This window comes from Streptomyces sp. NPDC030245 (assembly GCF_055572995.1).
The window spans coordinates 473,138-491,357 of the sequence record NZ_JBVICF010000002.1; the positions used below are offsets into that span (position 1 = coordinate 473,138).

4 protein-coding genes are annotated in these 18,220 nt (G+C 72.5%); all 4 read right to left on the minus strand.

The genetic code is table 11. The annotated features are described in order from the left end of the window. Nucleotides 1-61: 61 nt before the first annotated feature. Nucleotides 62-4,672 carry an amino acid adenylation domain-containing protein gene (locus ACZ4Z4_RS06665; RefSeq protein ID WP_468323134.1) on the minus strand — a complete coding sequence of 1,537 codons (4,611 nt, stop codon included), beginning with the start codon at nt 4,670-4,672 and terminating at the stop codon, nt 62-64. Beyond that, nucleotides 4,669-15,978: an amino acid adenylation domain-containing protein gene (locus ACZ4Z4_RS06670; protein ID WP_468323137.1), complete on the minus strand. Its 11,310-nt coding sequence runs from the start codon at nt 15,976-15,978 to the stop codon at nt 4,669-4,671. The genes ACZ4Z4_RS06665 and ACZ4Z4_RS06670 overlap by 4 nt, the downstream gene beginning before the upstream one ends. 142 nt (nt 15,979-16,120) lie before the next feature. Further along, nucleotides 16,121-17,443, minus strand: coding sequence for a sensor histidine kinase (locus ACZ4Z4_RS06675; RefSeq protein WP_468323140.1), 1,323 nt, complete (start codon nt 17,441-17,443; stop codon nt 16,121-16,123). A gap of 25 nt (nt 17,444-17,468) precedes the next feature. Then, on the minus strand, nt 17,469-18,128 hold the full coding sequence (locus tag ACZ4Z4_RS06680; RefSeq protein WP_468323141.1) for a response regulator transcription factor: 660 nt from the start codon (nt 18,126-18,128) through the stop codon (nt 17,469-17,471). Nucleotides 18,129-18,220 lie beyond the last annotated feature (92 nt).

Sequence of the window (18,220 nt, forward strand, 5' to 3'; positions counted from 1 at the left end):
GCAACAGCGGTGTGCTCGACGGCGAGTTGGTGTCGGTCGTGGTCGGCTCGGGTCGGTTGGGTCAGTGGCCTTCGAACTCGTCGACTTCGTCCTGCGCGAGGTCGAGGAGAGGGAAGTCGGAGGGCGTGTGGCCGCCCGCGGCGGGAGCGTCGGTGTGGGCGGCGAGGCCGCCCAGCACCTCCACCCAGGTCCGGCCGATACCTTCGGCCTCGGCGTCCGTCACGAGGTGGCCGGGCCAGCTCAGGGTGACCGTCAGCTCCGGCCCACCCGGCGTGTCCCGAACCAGCGCGCCCGCCTCCAGCAGGTGCTGAAGGGGCATGTCCGGGTCGGTCGAGCCGCCGATGGCGGTCTCGCCTGCCAACTGCCAGGTACCGGGGCTCTGTTGCGCCGTGTCGGCGGTGAAGCGGCCCATGTAGTTGAAGCCGATTTCGGGGGCGGGGCGGGCGCGCAGCAGGGGTGCTGTTTCCGGGTTGAGGTGGCGGAGCAGTTCGTAGCCGAGTCCGTCGCCCGGGACGGCGCGCAGCTGCTCCTTGACCGTCTTCAGCAGCGCCCCGGCCGCGGGCCCGCCCGCCAGGACCTGAGTGAGGTCGATCCCGGTCGTGTCCACCCTGGCCGGGTGGGTGCTGGCGAACCAGCCGACCGTGCGCGACAGGTCGGCTTCCCCGATCGGCTCACGGCCGTGTCCCTCGACGTCCACCAGGAACCCGGCAGCCGCAGGCGCTGCCACCTCGGGCTTCCAGTGCGTGACGGCGCCGGCGAGAGCCGCCAGCAAGATGTCGTCGACGCCGCAGTGGAACGCGGTCGCCGTGCCGCTCAGCAATGTCGCGACCTGCGCCGACGGCACGGACCACGCCTTGTGGCGCAGCGTGCCCACGGTGTCGATGTACGAGTCCAACGTCCGGCGCGCGAGGGCGGGTCGGTCCTCGCCGAGCAGCGCCAGCCACTCATCCAGCTCCGCGACCCGGCGCTCCTCGGTAGCCTCCGTCGCCAGCAGGTGCGCCCAGCGGCGGAACGACGTGCCGACCGGCTCCAGCTTCGGCGCACGCCCCTCGGCCACCGCCTCGCACGCGGCCCGCAGGTCCGGGACCAGCACACGCCAGGACACACCATCCACCACCAAGTGGTGCGCTACGAGGACGAGTTGACCGACGCGATCGGGTCCCGCGTCCACCCATACCGCCCGCACCATCACCCCGGACGCCGGATCCAGCCGACCCGCCGCCTCCTGCGCGGCCCGCCCCGCGACCTCCTCCAACGCGTCCGGGCTGACACCCGTCGCGTCGACACGAGAGACCACAGACCCGGCATCGACCGACCCCGGCTCACCCACGATCAGCTTCGCCGCACCAGGAACGGACCGGGCCCGCAGCATGTCGTGCGTGTCCAGGACAGTGTTCAGGCCCGTCGCGAGGACATCCAGGCCGAGCCCGGCCGGGACCCCCAGCACCATCCACTGCGCGAAGCCCGGCCGTGCGGCCCGCTCGCCCAGCGCCCGCATGACCGGCGTCCAGGGCACCTCGCCCACGCCGACATCGGCCGCGGGGCGAGCCTCGCCCGGTGTCTGCACCACGGCCGCCAGCCGTTCCGGAGTCTTCTCCTCGAACACCTGGCGGGGTGTGATGACGAGCCCGGCGCGGCGGGCCCGAGAGGCCAGCTGCATGGAGCTGATCGAGTCACCGCCGAGCTCGAAGAACCCGTCCTCGACCCCGACCCGCTCCAACCCCAGCACCTCGGCGAACAGGTCGCACAGGACCCGCTCCACCTCCGTGCCCGGCTCACGCCCCGACACCCGCTCACCGAAGTCCGGGGCGGGCAGAGCCGCCCGGTCCACCTTCCCGTTCACCGTCAACGGCAACGCGTCCAGAACCACCACCGCCACCGGCACCATGTACTCCGGCAACACCCCACCCACATACGCCCGCAACAGCTCCGGATCCACCTCCTGCCGACCATCGGGCACGACGTAACCGACAAGGCGCTTCTCGCCGGGGCGGTCCTCGCGCGCCATCACCACCGCCTGCCGTACGCCGGGGTGTGCCGCGAGCGCCGCCTCGACCTCGCCCGGCTCGACGCGGAAGCCACGGATCTTCACCTGCTCGTCCGCCCGGCCGGCGAACGACAGCTGACCGTCGGCGGTCCAGCGGGCCAGGTCGCCGGTGCGGTACATGCGCCCCGCGTCCCCGAAGGGGCAGGCCACGAAGCGTTCCGCCGTCGGGCCGGGGCGGCCCACATAGCCCCGGGCGACGCCCGGTCCCGCGACGTACAACTCGCCCGTCGTGCCCACCGGGACCGGGCGCAGGAACGCGTCAAGGACGTACGTCCGTACGTTCGCCAGCGGGCGGCCTATCGGGGGTGGGGCGTCGGACGGGCCGGTCGTGGCGTCCACCGGTCCGGCGGTGGACATCACGGTGGCTTCGGTGGGGCCGTAGGTGTTCCACACCCGCGCCTGACCGGCCCAACGGCTCGCCAGTTCGCCGGTCAGCAGCTCCGCGCCGAGGACCCAGTCGCGTACGCCCCGCACCGCCGACGGGTCAAGCACACCCAGCAGGGAGGGCACGACGCTGGCCGTGCCCACCCCGGCCGACTCGACCATGTCCGCCAGCGCCGAAGGCTCCGCACGCTCCTCGGACGACGCGATCGCCAACGTGCCGCCGCCGGACAGCGTCACCGCAACATCCAGCACCGCCGCGTCGAAGCTGAACGACGCGAACTGGAGGACCGTGGCCCCCTCGGTCACACCGAGGACCGGACGCATCGCCACCGCGAGATTCGCCACGCCACCATGCGCCACCCCGACGCCCTTGGGGCGGCCCGTCGAACCCGACGTGTAGATGACGTACGCCAGTTGGTCCCACGCCACGCGCAAGGCCAGTGGAGCCGCCACCCCTGTGGCGAGCGTCCGGGCGACCTCCGGATCGTCCAGCCGCACCGCCCGTGCCTCGCCGAGCGTCACCTCCGCCAGGCTCTCCGCGACACCCAGCACGACGGCCGCACCACTGTCGGCCACCATGAACGACAACCGCTCCACCGGATACTCCGGGTCCAGCGGGACGAACGCGCCACCCGCCTTCCACACCGCGAGCTCCGCCACCACCATGTCGACCCCGCGCGGCAGACACAGCCCCACCCGCGACTCAGCACCCACCCCGAGCCCGACCAGGTACCGCGCCAGACGGTTCGCCCGCGCCTCCAACTCCCCGTACGACAAGGCGTCCCCGCCGCACCGCACCGCCACCGCCTCCGGCGAGCGCACCGCGTGCGCGGCGAACTGATCCGGCACCGGCGTGTCCGGGATCGCGGCCGCCGTGTCGTTCCAGCGGTCCACCACCAGTCCGCGCTCCCGGGTGCCGAGTACGTCGATGTGGGCCACCGGCGCCGACGGGTCGGCGACGATGCGCTGAAGGACCCGTATGAGCCGTCGGCCCATTTCGGCGGCGTCCTCGCGGGCGATCAGGTCCGGTCGGGACGTCACGCGCAGGTGGAGGCGGTCGGTCGTGAGGATGCCGAGCGTCACCGGGTAGTTGGTGGCCTGGTGGCCGGCGGAGGCGGAGAAGACGGGCGTGTCGCCGGTCGTCGGCCGGGCGGGTGGCGCGGGGTAGTTCTCGTAGACCACGAGGGTGTCGAAGACCGCTCCGGGCCCCGCGAGCCGCTGGATCTCGGCGAGGCCCAGGTGCTGGTGGGGAAGTAGCGCGGCTTGTCGCTCCTGCAACGCGGTGAGCATCTCCGTGACGGGCTGCGCGCCGTCGAGGCGCACGCGGACCGGCAGCGTGTTGATGAGCAGGCCGATCATCGACTCCGCGCCCGGCAGTTCGGTCGGGCGGCCCGCGACGGTCGCGCCGAAGACGACGTCGGTGCGGCCCGCGAGACGGGCGAGTACGAGCGCCCACGCGCCCTGTACCAGCGTGTTCACCGTGAGCCCGCGGGAGCGGCCCGCCTCCGTCAGCGCCCGTGTCTCCTCCTCGGAGAGCCACAGGGAGGTCTCCTCCGGCAGGACGAGGGCGCCGCTCGGGTCCGCCGGTGCCACGAGCGTCGGTTCGTCGGCCCCGGCGAGCTCGGCCCGCCAGGCGGCGTGCGCGGCCTCCTTGTCCTGGCGTCCCAGCCACGCCAGGTAGTCCCCGTAGGAGGCCGCGCGCCCGAGTACGGACGGGTCGCCGCCCGCCTCGTACACCTGGGAGAGCTCGTTCAGGAGGACCGGCATCGACCAGCCGTCCATCAGGAGGTGGTGGGACGTCACGACGAGGCGGTGCCGTCGCTCGCCGAGTCGTACGAGGAGGAGGCGGAGCAGCGGGGGCACCGTCAGGTCGAGACGCTGGGCCCGTTCCTGTGCGGCGAGTTTCTCCGCCTGGTCGGTGATGTCGGGTTCGGCGAGGCCCGAGAGGTCGACGTCGCGCCAGGGCAGTGTCACCGTCCGGGTGATGAGCTGCACGGCCTCGCCGGACTTTCTGCGGTGGAAGCTGGCCCGCAGCGCCGCGTGCCTGCCGAGCAGCGCCTCCCACGAGGCGCGCAGGCGGCCGGCGTCCAACGGTCCCGTCACGTCCAGGAGGAACTGGACGGCGTAGACGTCGGGGCCCCGGTCGTCGAAGTCCGCGTGGAACAGCATCCCTTCCTGCAACGGGGACAGCGGCCACACTTCGGCCAGGGCCGAGCCGTGCGCGGCGGTTGGAGACTTCACCGGGACAGACCTCCCTCGAGGTTCGCTGCTATCGCTTGGAACTGGTCGACCTCGTCCTGCTCCAGGCGGAGGAGGTGGAAGTCGGACGGGGTGTGCCCGCCCGCGGTGGGGTCGTCGGTGTGCGCGGCCAGGCCGGTCAGCATGCGCACCCAGGTCCGGCCGAGACGTTCCGCGTCGGCCTCGGTCAGGAGCCGGCCCGGCCAGCTGAGCGTGACGGTGAGTTCGGGGCCTTCCGGTGTGTCCCGGACGGCCGCGATTCCTTCCAGGGCGTGCGGTGCGGGGGTGTCGGTGCCGTCGGTGCCGCCGGCTGCCGCGGGTCCCGCCTGCTGCCAGGCTCCGACGTGTCCGGCCTGGGCCGCCGCGCCCTCCCGCGCCTCCGCCCCCGCCCCGGCCCCGGCTCCCGCGGCGAACCGGCCGAGGTAGTTGAAGCCGATCTGTGCCATCGGGGCGGCTTCGAGGACCGGAGCCGTCCGGGAGTTGAGGTGACGCAGCAGGCCGTAGCCGAGTCCGTCGCCGGGCACCGCCCTCACCTGCTCCTTGACGGCCTTCACCAACGTACCGGCAGCCGGGCCGCCCGCCATAGCGGCGTCCAGGTCGGCGCCGGTCACGTCGAGCCGCACCGGGTGGGCGCTCGTGAACCAGCCCACGGTCCGCAACAGGTCGGTGCTCTCCGCGCCGTTCAGGGGTTCGCGTCCGTGCCGTTCGATGTCGAGCAGCAGCCCGGCCGCCCGGTCGGGGCGCCAGTGCGCCACCGCGCCCGCCAGGGTGGCGAGGAGCACCTCGTGCAGTCCGCAGTGGAAGGCGGCGGGTGTCCGGCTCACCAGGGTCTCCACCTGTTCGCAGGGGACGGTCCACGACCGGCGGCGCAAGGTCCGTGCGGTGTCGATGGCCGGGTCCAACGCGCGGTGCGTCAGGGGTTGTTGGTCGTCTCCCAGCAGGGTCAGCCAGTCCGGCAGTTCGGCGACGCGCTGCTCGTCGGTCGCCTCCTGGGCCAGCAGTTGCGACCAGCGGCGGAACGACGTCCCCACCGGGTCGAGTCGAGGCGTGCGCCCCGCGGCCGCCGCCTCGCACGCGGCCCGCAGGTCGGGGAGCAGCACCCGCCAGGACACGCCGTCGACCACGAGGTGGTGGGCCACGAGGACCAGGCGCCCGGTGTGTCCGGGGCCGGCGTCGATCCACACGGCCCGCACCATCTCCCCGGCCGCCGGGTCGATCCGCCGTGCCGCCTCCCGTGCGGCCCTGCCCGCGGTCGCGTCCAGCGTCTCGGCGGCCGTCCCGTTCCCCCGCCCCGTCGAGGTGGCCGTCGCGTCGACGCGCGACACCAGCTCGGTCGCGTCGACACGCGACACCAGCTTGGCCGCGTCGACCGAGCCGGGCTCGCCGACGATCAGTTTGGGCTCGCCGGGCACGGTGCGGGCCCGCAGCATGTCGTGCGTGTCGAGGAGCGCGGCGAGGCCCGCCGTGAGGATGTCGAGGCCGAGGCCGGCCGGCGCGCCCACCGTCATCCACTGGGTGAACCCGGGGCCCGCGACCTTCTCTCCGAAGGCCCGCATCACCGGAGTCCACGGCACCTCGCCGACACCGGTGTCGTCCGCCGCGGCCTCGTCCCCGACGGGCTCCGCCACCTCCGCGAGGCGTTCGGGGGTCTTCTCCTCGAAGACCTGCCGCGGCGTCACGACGAGGCCCGCCCTGCGGGCCCGCGACACGAGCTGCATCGAGCTGATCGAGTCGCCGCCCAGCTCGAAGAAGCTGTTTTCGGCGCCCACCCGGTCGAGTCCCAGCATGTCGGCGAAGAGGTCGCACAGGATCCGCTCGGCCGCCGTGCGCGGCTCCCGGCCCGTGGCGCGCCCGGCGAAGTCGGGGGCGGGCAGCGCGGCCCGGTCGACCTTCCCGTGGGCGGTGCGCGGCAGGGCGTCCAGGACCAGCACCGCCGTCGGCACCATGTACTCCGGCAGCACACCGGCGACGTACTCGCGGACCGTCCCGCCGTCGACCGTCCGGCCGTCGGCCGCGACATAGCCGATGAGGCGGCGCTCGCCCGGCCGGTCCTCCCTGATCGTCACCGCGGCGTGGCGCACGCCGGGGCAGGACGCGAGGGCCGCCTCGATCTCGCCGGGTTCGACGCGGTGCCCGCGGATCTTGAGCTGGTCGTCGGCGCGGCCCGCGAAGACCAGCCGGCCGTCGTGGGTCCAGCGGACGACGTCGCCGGTGCGGTACATCCGCCGCCCGGGTGCGAAGGGGTCCGGTGCGAAGGGGTTCGCCACGAAGCGCTGGGCGGAGAGTCCCGGCCGTCCGAGGTAGCCGCGGGCGAGTCCGGCCCCCGCGACGTACAGCTCCCCGGGCACGCCCACCGGCACGGGGCGCAGGGACGCGTCCAGCACGTACGCCTGGGTGTTGGTGACCGGAGCGCCGATCGGGGGCGGGCCTTCGCCGTCGGGGGCGCCGTGCCGGATCAGGCCGGCCGTGGAGATGATCGTCGACTCGGTGACCCCGTACTGGTTGTACATGGCGCGGCCCTTCGACCACCGCCGTCGCACCTCCGCGGGCATGGCCTCGCCGCCCGTGATCAGCAGGCGGAGGTCCGGCAGTTCCTCCGGGGGCATCTGCGAGAGGAAGGTGGGCGGGATCGCGGCGTGGGTGATGCGCCGGGTGCGGACCAGGCGGGCCAGTTCCTCGCCGGAGATGTCGAGGCGTGTCGGGGCGAGCACGAGCCGGCCGCCCGCGCACAGGGTGGGCCAGATGTCCGCGAGCGACACGTCGAAGCTCGGTGAGACCAGTTGCAGCACGCGGCTGTCGGGGTCGATCGCGTACCGCCGCACGTTCTCCGCCACGAGGTTCCGCAGCCCGTGGTGCGACACGGTGACGCCTTTGGGGGTGCCGGTGGAGCCGGAGGTGTAGATGACGTACGCGGCGTGGGCGGCCGTCAGCGGCACCGACCGCTCCGCGTCCCGCACCGGCCCACCCGGAAGCCGCCCGACCTCACCCGCCACCACCGGGTCGTCCACCACCACGACCCGCCCCGCGAACGCGTCGGGCACCACACCCCGCGAAGCCGCCGTGCACACGGCCACCGACGGATCGGCGTCACCCAGTACGTACGCGACCCGCTCCGCCGGATATCCCGCGTCCACCGGCACAAAAACGCCACCCGCCGCCGACACGGCAAGCAGCGACACCAGCAGCTCCACCGACCGCTCACCCACCACGGCCACCCGCACCTCCGGCCCCACCCCGGTGCCGATCAGATACCGGGCAAGACGGCTCACCCGGCCGCCCAACTCGCCGTATGTGAGCCGCCGTACGCCCGACACCAGCGCCACCGCGTCCGGCGACGCCGCCACCTGCCGGTTGAACTGCTCGGGTGCCAACGCGTCCGGGACCGGGGACGCCGTGTCGTTCCAGTGCTCGACGACGCGGATGCGTTCGGCGGGCGTCAGGATGTCGATCTCGCTGAGGCGGAGGCGCGGATCGGCCGCGACCTGTTCGAGCACGTGGGCGAGGCGCTCCGCGAGCGACCGCGCCGTGTGTTCGTCGAAGAGGTCGGTCGCGTAGAGGATCTCGCCGTCGAGTCCCGCGGGCGCGCCGCGCTCGTCGCGCCGCTCGACCATGGAGACCGCCAGGTCGAAGCGGGCGGAGAGTTCGGGCGGCAGTGGTGCGGGCCGGACGTCGACGCCCGGAAGTTCCCAGGCGACCTCGGGGGCGTTCTGGAGGGCGAGCATCACCTGGAAGAGCGGGTTGCGGGAGAGCGTGCGGGTCGGGTTCAGCTCTTCGACCAGGCGCTCGAAGGGGACGTCCTGATGTGCGTACGCCGCCAGGTCAGCGGCCCGGACGCGCTCAAGGAGCTCGGCGAAGGTGGGGTCCCCGCTCACGTCCGCGCGCAGGACGAGCGTATTGACGAAGAACCCGGCCAGCCCCTCCAGCGCCGCGTCCCCGCGGCCGGCCGCCGGGGTCCCCACGGCGATGTCATCGCCCGCGCCCAGGCGGGAGAGCAGCAGCGCCACCGCCGCGTGCACCACCATGAACATCGTCGCCCGGCCCTGCCCCGCCACCTCCACCAGCCGGCCGTGCGTGAAGGCATCCGCCGCCACCGGCACCAGCCGCCCCTGGAACGAGGGCACCGCGGGTCGCGCCCGGTCCACCGGCAGCACCAACTCCTGCGGAATGCCCTGCAACGCATCGCGCCAGTACGCCAGTTGACCACTCAGCACACTCGCCGGGTCGTCCAACTCCCCCAGCACCTCGCGCTGCCACAGCGCGTAATCCGCGTACTGCACCGGCAACGCATCCCAGCCGGGCGCCCGACCCTCGCACCGCGCCGCATACGCCACCTCAAGATCACGCGCCAGCACACCCATCGACCAGCCGTCCACCGCCACGTGATGCGCCACCACCGACAGCACGTACTCACCCGCACCGACGACCACCAGACACACCCGCCACGGCAGATCCGTACGCAGGTCGAAGCCGGTGGCCAGCTGCCCGGCGAGGGTCCGGTCGAGGTCGGCCTCGTCGACCCGCACCACGGCCAGCGGCGGCCGCCCCGCGTCACCGTGCCTCACCTGCTGGTGCGGAACACCGTCGACGTCCGGCAGGACGGTGCGCAGGCTCTCGTGGCGGTCGGCCACATCACCCAGCGCGGCCTCCAGCGCGGCCACGTCCAGCACGCCCGAAATCCGTAGCGCGAGCGGCAAGTTGTACGCGGACGAGGCGCCCGGGACCGTCTCGTCAAGCCGGTTCAGGAACCACATCCGCTGCTGCGCGAACGACAGCGGCACCACGTCCGGCCGCACCCACGGCCGCAGCTCCAGCCGCCCCTCGCCCACGCCGGCGCGCCCACCGATCAGCCCGGCGAGGCCCGCCACCGTCGGCGCCCCGAACAACTCCCCGATCCCCACCTCGACATCCAGCACCGCACGGACCCGCGCCACCAGCCGCATGCCCGACAGCGAATCCCCGCCCAGGTCGAAGAAGCCGTCGTCGATCCCGATCCACTCCAGGCCGAGCACCTCGGCGAACAGGCCGCACAGGATCTCCTCGGTCTGCGTGCGCGGCTCGCGCCGGGAGACACGGGCGGTGAAGTCCGGTGCCGGGAGGGCGGCGCGGTCGAGCTTGCCGTTGGCCGTGATCGGCAGGGCGTCGAGGAGCAGAACGGCGGCCGGGACCATGTATTCGGGCAGCGCCCGCGCCGCGTAGTCCCGTATGTCCCGAGGGTCGAGGCTCCGCCGTGTGGCGGGCACGACGTAGGCGACCAGCCGTTTGTCGCCGGGGCGGTCCTCGCGGGCCACCACCGCCGCCTGGCCGACCGACGCGTGCCCTGCCAGCACGGACTCGATCTCGCCCGGCTCCACCCGGAACCCGCGGATCTTGACCTGCTCGTCGGCGCGCCCCACGAAGAGCAGCTCGCCGTCAGCCGTCCACCGAACGAGGTCGCCGGTCCGGTACATCCGCCCGCCGCCGTCACCGCCGAAGGGGCACGCCACGAAACGTTCCGCCGTCAGGCGGGACCGGTTCAGGTAGCCGCGTGCCAGGCCGGACCCGGCGATGTAGAGCTCGCCCGTCACGCCCGGCGGGACCGGTCGCAGCGCCGCGTCCAGGACGTACACCTGCCGGTTGGCGAGCGGTCGGCCGATGGGGAGCGTACGACCCGTCTCGTCCCCGGGCCGCAGCAGGTGTGTCGTCGCGCAGAGGGTGATCTCGGTGGGCCCGTACAGGTGCCGTACGGCCACCTCCGGGCACACCTCACGCACCCGCGCGACCGCACCGACCGGCACCACGTCGCCACCGGTCAACACCTCACCCAACCCGGCGAAACACTCCGGGGACTCCTCCGCCAGCACCCGGAACATCCCCGCCGTCACATGCAATACCGACACGCCGTCCGCAACAGCGGCACGAATGCGACCGGCGTCCACTACACCCGGTCCAGCCACCATCACCTGGCCACCGGCCACCAGCGGCACCCACACCTCGAACAACGACACATCAAAGGCATGCGGCGCATGCATCAACACCGCATCCCCAGGCCCCACCGACCAGCCCGAATCCCCCACCAGCCCGGTGACACTGCCGTGCGGAACCGCCACACCCTTCGGCACCCCCGACGACCCCGACGTATACATCACATACGCCACGTCATCCGCACCGACGCCCACCACAGAGCGGCCAGCCGGGCAATCAGCGACAGCCGCACAAACCCCCGGATCGTCCACCACCACCAACCGCGCCCCTGCACCCGCAGGAACCAGCTCCCGATACGCCCCCGTGCACACGACCACCACCGGCGCCGAGTCCTCCAACAGGAACGCCACCCGCTCCGCCGGATACTCCACATCCACCGGCACATACGCCGCCCCCGCACGCCACACCGCCAGCAGAGCGACCACCAGGTCGACCGACCGCTCCATCACCACCGCGACACGATCACCACGCCCCACACCCACATCCGCCAAGTACGAGGCCAAGCGACCCGCCGCCACATCCAGCTCCCCATAGGACAAGGCGTCCGAGCCGCACCGCACCGCCACGGCGTCGGGTGTGCGCTGCGCCTGTGCGGCGAACAGGTCCGGCACCGATGCGTCCGGGACCGGGGACGCCGTGTCGTTCCAGCGCTCCACGGTCTGCGCGCGCTCGGTGGGCGTCAGGATGTCGATCTCGCTGAGGTGCAGGTCGGGGTCGGCGGCGACCTGTGCGAGGACGCGGCCCAGCCGGTCCGCCAGCGCCTGGGCGGTGCGGTCGTCGAAGAGGTCGGTCGCGTAGAGGATCTCGCCGTCGAGTCCCGCGGGCGCACCGCGCTCGTCGCGCCTTTCCGTCAGGGTCACCTCGAGGTCGAAGCGGGCGACCGGAGAGACCATCGACGCCGAGCGCACGTCGACGCCGTGGAGCCGCCACTGCGGTTCGGGCACGTTCTCCAGGGCGAGCATCACCTGGAACAGCGGGTTGCGGGATACCGAACGGGCCGGGTTGACCTCCTCGACCAGGCGCTCGAAGGGGACGTCCTGATGCGCGTACGCCGCCAGGTCAGCGGCCCGGACGCGCTCAAGCAACTCGGCGAAGGTGGGGTCCCCGCTCACGTCCGTGCGCAGGACGAGGGTGTTGACGAAGAACCCGGCCAGCTCCTCCAGCGCCGCGTCCCCGCGGCCTGCGATCGGCGTGCCCAGCGGGATGTCGTCGCCCGCGCCCAGGCGGGACAGCAACAGGGCCACCGCCGCGTGGACGACCATGAACATCGTCGCCCGGCCCTGCCCCGCCACCTCCACCAGCCGGCCGTGCGTGAACGCATCCGCCGCCACCGGCACCAGCCGCCCCTGGAACGAGGGCACCGCAGGCCGCGCCCGGTCCACCGGCAGCACCAACTCCTGCGGGACACCCCGCAACGCGTCGCGCCAGTACGCCAGTTGACCACTCAGCACACTCGCCGGGTCCTTCAACTCCCCCAAGACCTCGCGCTGCCACAACGCGTAATCCGCGTACTGCACCGGCAACGCATCCCACCCCGGCGCCCGCCCCTCGCACCGTGCCGCATACGCCACCTCAAGGTCACGCGCCAGCACACCCATCGACCAGCCGTCCACCGCCACGTGATGCGCCACCACCGACAGCACGTACTCACCCGCACCGACGGTTATCAGGCTCACCCGCCACGGCAGGTCGGCGCGCAGGTCGAAACCTCGTGCCGCCTGCTGCGCCAGTACCTCGTCGACGTGCTGCTCGGTGCACTCGCAGGTCAGCAGGGGTGGCCGGCCCGCTTCGCCGTCCAGGACACGCTGCTGGGGTACGCCGTTCATCTCGGGTAGGACGGTGCGCAGGCTCTCGTGGCGGTCGGCCACATCACCCAGCGCGGCCTCCAGTGCGGCCACGTCCAGCACGCCCGACATCCGTACGGCCCAGGGCAGGTTGTACGCCGCTGACGCGCCCGGAACCGTCTCCTCGAGCCGGTTCAGGAACCACATCCGCTGCTGCGCGAACGACAGCGGCACCACATCCGGGCGCACCCACGGCCGCAGCTCCAGCCGCAGCTCCAGCCGCTCCTCCGCCATACCCGCACGCTCACCGACCAGCCCGGCGAGGCCCGCCACCGTCGGCGCCCCGAACAACTCCCCGATGCCCACCTCCACGTCCAGCACCGCCCGCACCCGCGCCACCAACCGCATGCCCGACAGCGAATCCCCGCCCAGGTCGAAGAACGACGTGTCGGTCCCGACCTGTCCGAGGCCCAGGACCTCGCCGTACAGGCCGCACAGCACCTCCTCCACAGGAGTCGCCGGACCACGGACGGCGCCCGCGCCCGCTCCCGCGAAGTCGGGGGACGGGAGGGCGGCGCGGTCGAGCTTGCCGTTGACGGTGATCGGGAGCGCGTCCAGGACGAGGACGGCGGCCGGGACCATGTACTCCGGCAGGTGGTCCGCCACGTGACCGCGTACCGCGCGGGGGTCGAGGGCGCCCCGCTCCCGCTGCTGTTCGTCCGGCACGACGTAACCGATCAGCCGCTTGTCGCCGGCTGTGGCGCCGTCCTGGCGGGCCACCACGACGGCCTGCCCGACCCCCGCGCATCCGGCGAGCACCGACTCGATCTCGCCCGGTTCCACCCGGAACCCGCGCACCTTCACCTGCTCGTCGGCGCGCCCCACGAACAGCAGCTCGCCCTCGGCGGACCAGCGGGCCAGGTCACCCGTGCGGTACATGCGCCCTGCGCCGAACGGACACGCCACGAAACGTTCCGCCGTCAGGCCGGACCGGTTCAGATATCCGACCGCCAACCCGGAGCCCGCCACGTACAACTCCCCCACCACGCCGGGCGGGACCGGTTGCAGCGCCGCGTCCAGGACGTACACCCGCCGGTTGGCGAGCGGACGGCCGATCGGCAGCACGGGCCGGGCGGGCGCGCCCACGGGCAGGACATGCCATGTCGCGCAGAGGGTGATCTCAGTCGGGCCATACAGGTGCCGTACCGCCACCTCCGGGCACACCTCACGCACCCGCGCCACCGCACCGACCGGCACCACATCCCCACCGGTCAACACCTCACCCAACCCGGCAAAGCACTCCGGGGACTCCTCCGCCAGCACCCGGAACATCCCCGCCGTCACATGCAGCACGGACACCCCGTCCGCAACAGCGGCACGAATTCGGCCCGCGTCCACGACCCCCGGCTCCGCGATCACCACACGGCCGCCCGCAGCCAGCGGAACCCACACCTCGAACAACGACACATCAAAGGCATGCGGCGCATGCATCAACACCGCGTCCCCAGGCCCCACCGACCAGCCCGAATCCCCCACCAGCCCGGCGACACTGCCATGGGGCACCGCCACACCCTTCGGCACCCCCGACGACCCCGACGTATACATCACATACGCCACGTCATCCGCACCCACCGACACCGGAGGACCATCGGCATGGCACCCCGCGACAGCCGCACGGACCACCGGGTCGTCCACCACCACGACGTGCGCACCCATACCCGCAGGAAGCACGTCCCGGTACGCCCCCGTGCAGACGACCGCCGCCGGTGCCGAGTCCTCCAGCAGGAACGCCACCCGCTCCGCCGGATACTCCACATCCACCGGCACATACGCCGCCCCCGCACGCCACACCGCCAGCAGAGCGACCACCAGGTCGACCGACCGCTCCATCACCACCGCGACACGATCACCACGCCCCACACCCACATCCGCCAAGTACGAGGCCAAGCGACCCGCCGCCACGTCCAACTGCCCGTGGGTGATGGACCTTTCGGCGTCCTCGACCGCCACCGCGTCCCCCGCCCAGCCGAGCTGGCGGGTCAGCAGCTTCGGCACCGTGTCCGCCGCTGTCGGGCGGTCGGTGGCGTTCCACGCGGTGAGCAGCACGCCTTGCGCGGGCTCGGCCATCAGCGGCACGTGTCCCACCCGCTGCGACGGGTCGGCCGTCAGCTGTTCCAGGAAGTGCAGGAAGGAGAGGTGGCTGCCGCGGAGCCAGGCGCGGTCGTACGTCTGCGCGTTGGCCTCGAAGGTGATCTCCATGCCCTGGTCGGCGGAGGCGCCGCTCACCAGTACGCCGAACTCCTCGACCCGGCGGCTGGACAGGTCGCGCACGACGGCCCGTCGGCCTCCGAAGGACAGGGTTTCGCCGGCCATCGGCATGACGTTCACGTACGGGCCGAAGTACCAGCGGTCGCCGGTGGGCCAGTTGAGCTCGCGGCGCAGCCGCTCGCCCCGGAAGTCCTGGTGGTCGACGAGGTCGCCGATCTCACTCGCCGCCGTCCGCGCGAGGTCGAGGAGGTTCGTGTCGGCGGTCACGGGGAGGCGGAGCGGCAGGATGTTCGCCATGGTGCACGGGGTGCGCCGTGCCTGGTCGCTCGTGCGGCCGGCCACCGGGAGGCTCAGGATCGCCTCGTCGGAACCGCTCAGCCTGCCCACGAAGGCGGCGACCGCCGCGACGACGAGGCGGGGCCAGCTCACGTCGGCGCGGGTGGCCGCCGCGCGCAGTGCCATGACGGCGCGTGGGCTCAGGTGCCCCGTCTCACGCAGGACTGTGTCCGGTCCCTCTGGCCCTTCGGCGTCGGCAGGGCCGGTCGTCGTCCGGTGGCCGGGGACGCCGGTCAGGTCGGGGCGGTCCGCGAAGCGCTCGTGCCAGTACCGCCGGTCGGCCTCGTACCGGCCGGAGGCGCGGTGGGCGGTCTCCTGCTCCATCAGTTCACGCAGGGGGGCGTGGTCCGCCGGGGCGAAGGGGCGTCCGTCGAGGAGCGCCGTGTAGACGTCGGCGGCGCGGCGGGCGAGCAGGGAGCAGCCGTAGGCGTCCATCAGGAGGTGGTCGTAGCGCTGGTACCAGATGTGGTGGTCGGGCGCGAGGCGGAAGAGGGCGTACGAGAAGGGGCGGTCCGCGTGGGCGGTGATCTCCTGGTTCAGTTCCGCCCGCATCCACCTTTCGGCGGCCGTCATCGGGTCGTCCTCGGCGGTGAGGTCGAGGAATTCGGCGAGCGGGCGGTCCGTGTCCGCGCCCCTCTCTACTGCGCCCGCTCCTGCGCCCGCTGCTGCGTTTGCTTCGGCGTCTGCTTCGGCGTTTTTCGAGGTGTCGCTCTCCGGATCAGAGAAGATCATCCGCGATCCGCCGGCGCCGTCGTCCTCGAAGCGCGCGTGCAGGATTTCCGTCTCGTCCGTCAACTGCCGCAGTACGCGCTCGAATAAGTTCTCGTCGACGGGTCCGAATATCTCGACGTACTGCCCGACGCTGTACAACCGGCGGGAGCCCGCCACGCGTTGTGCCAGCCATATTCCCTCCTGGGCGTCGAGGAGGGGCAGAGCACGAGCAGCGTTGCCGTTCATCATTCCCCCTGGCCGAGCAATTCCTGTCAAGGCCGTACGAGCCGTCCAACCGCTCACTTTCCGCACTTGGACAGAGTTACGGGTACGCGCTCAGGCATGCCGGACGGGCATGCAAAGGAAAAGGCGCGCGGCCTCGCACGGAGAATTAAATGCTATGACCCAGGGGGGAATGGGCGCGACCGTCCGCGGTGGGCATTCCCGGCCGGTCCACCGGTGCCTGGTGCGGGAGCGGTGGGGCCGGTGTCCGCAGCGGGAAGCCCACTTCGACGACGAGGCCGCCCTGGGGCCGCGCGTGCGCGCTCAGGGTCGCGTCGTGGGCCGCCGCGATGGAGCGGACGATGGAGAGGCCGAGGCCGTGGTGTCCGTTGTCGGCGGTCCGGCCGAGGCGTTGGAACGGTTCGAAGAGGCGGCTCACGCCGGCGGGCGGGATCTGCGGGCCGGTGTTGGAGACGCGGACGAAGGCGCGGCCGCTCCTGACGCCGGTCACGACCGTCACCCAGCCGTCGGGCGCGTTGTAACCCATGGCGTTGTCCACGAGGTTGGCGACGAGACGCTCGACGAGCGCGTCGTCGCCCCAGGTGGCCGCCGGTTCGATGTGCGGGTCCACGCGCAGCCCCCGCCGGTCGGCCTCCGGCCGGGACGCGAGGACCACGTCGGCGGTCAGCTCCGCCAGGTCCAGCGGTTCCCTGCGGTCGAGGCCGCGCTCACTGCCGGAGAGGGTGAGCAGCGACTCCAGGAGGCGGGCCTGCTGTTCGCTGAGGGTCAGCAGCCGTTCGAAGTTGGCGCGGAAGGAGTCGACGGTGGCCTCGCGGTCGATCAGGGACTCCTCCAGGAGGGCGTGTTCGACGGTCAGGGGGGTGCGCAGTTCGTGCGCGGCGTTGGCGACGAAGCGTTTGTGGGAGTCGAGTGCGGCCTCCAGCCGGCCGAGGAGGCCGTCGACGGTGTCGGCCAGGTCCTTCAGCTCGTCGCCCGGCCCTTCGACGGCGAGGCGCTCGTGGACGTTGTGCGCGGAGATGCGCTGGACGGTGGTGGTGATGGTGCGCAGTGGTCGCAGTACGCGGCCTGCGACCAGCCAGCCGAGGCCTATGGCGATCACCGCCATGATCGCCAGCGCTATGCCGGACTGGGTCAGCAGGTGCTGCATCTCGGCGTCGTGCTGGCGCATCGCCTGTTGCTGCTGTGCGTGGGCGAAGCTGTCGACGGAGCCGGGGACCTGGTCGCGGGAGTACATGTGGACGCCGGCCTCGCCGGCGTCGCCGGGTGAGCGGGAGCCGCCGCGGCGGCTGACGAGCACGGTGCTGTTGGGGCGGTTGACCAGCAGGTAGGTGATCGTGAGCAGGACGGCGCCGGACACGACGAACAGCAGGCCGTACAGCAGGGTGAGCCGCATGCGGACCCGTCGGGGCATGAGGCGCGAGAGGAGTCCGGCTCGGGACAGGACCGCGCGGGCCGCACTTCGCGAACGCATCGGCATCTCGCTCCGCTTCGTCAGGTCATCGTCGGATCCGGTACCCGCCGCGGGGCACGGTCTCGATCACCGGTGGGGAACCGAGCTTCGGCCGCAGCCTGTTGATGGTCGCCTTGACCGTCGTGGTGAACGGGTCGGTCGCCTCGTCCCACACCCGTTCGAGGAGTTCCTCGGCGGAGACGACGCGGCCGCGGGCCGCCATCAGGTATTCGAGGACCGCGAACTCCTTGGGGGTGAGCGAGAGCCGCTGCCCGGCCCGGGTCGCGATCCGCTGGGCCGGGTCGAGCCGCAGGTCGCCGTGGACGAGGACCGGCGGTACGGCCGGCTGGGCGCGGCGGGCCACCGCCCGGATGCGGGCGACCAGTTCGGCGTACGCGAAGGGTTTGGGGAGGTAGTCGTCGGCGCCGAGGCTGAGGCCTTCCACGCGGTCCGCGATCGTGCCGGACGCCGTGAGCATCAGGACCCTCGTGCGGGCGGGTTCGGACATCAGGGCGCCGCACACCTCGTCGCCGTGGACGGTGGGCAGGTCGCGGTCGAGGACGACGACGTCGTAGTCGACGACGGAGGCGCGCTCCAGCGCGCCCTCTCCGTCGTAGACGACGTCGACCGCCATTCCTTCGCGGCGCAGCACTCTGGCCACGGAATCCGCTAGTTCGGTCTGGTCCTCTACCACCAGCACCCTCACAGCCCCACCCCCCGATGGATCATGGCTGACCAGGATCTCCGAGCGGGGGTCACACACTGGTCACACCCCGCCGCCACGGTTCAGCGTACCGG

What these genes read in the sequence shown, in the direction of transcription:
- ACZ4Z4_RS06675 (WP_468323140.1), bottom strand. Translation starts at nt 17,443, where the DNA reads ATGCGTTCGCGAAGTGCGGCCCGCGCGGTCCTGTCCCGAGCCGGACTC.
- ACZ4Z4_RS06670 (WP_468323137.1), bottom strand. Translation starts at nt 15,978, where the DNA reads ATGATGAACGGCAACGCTGCTCGTGCTCTGCCCCTCCTCGACGCCCAG.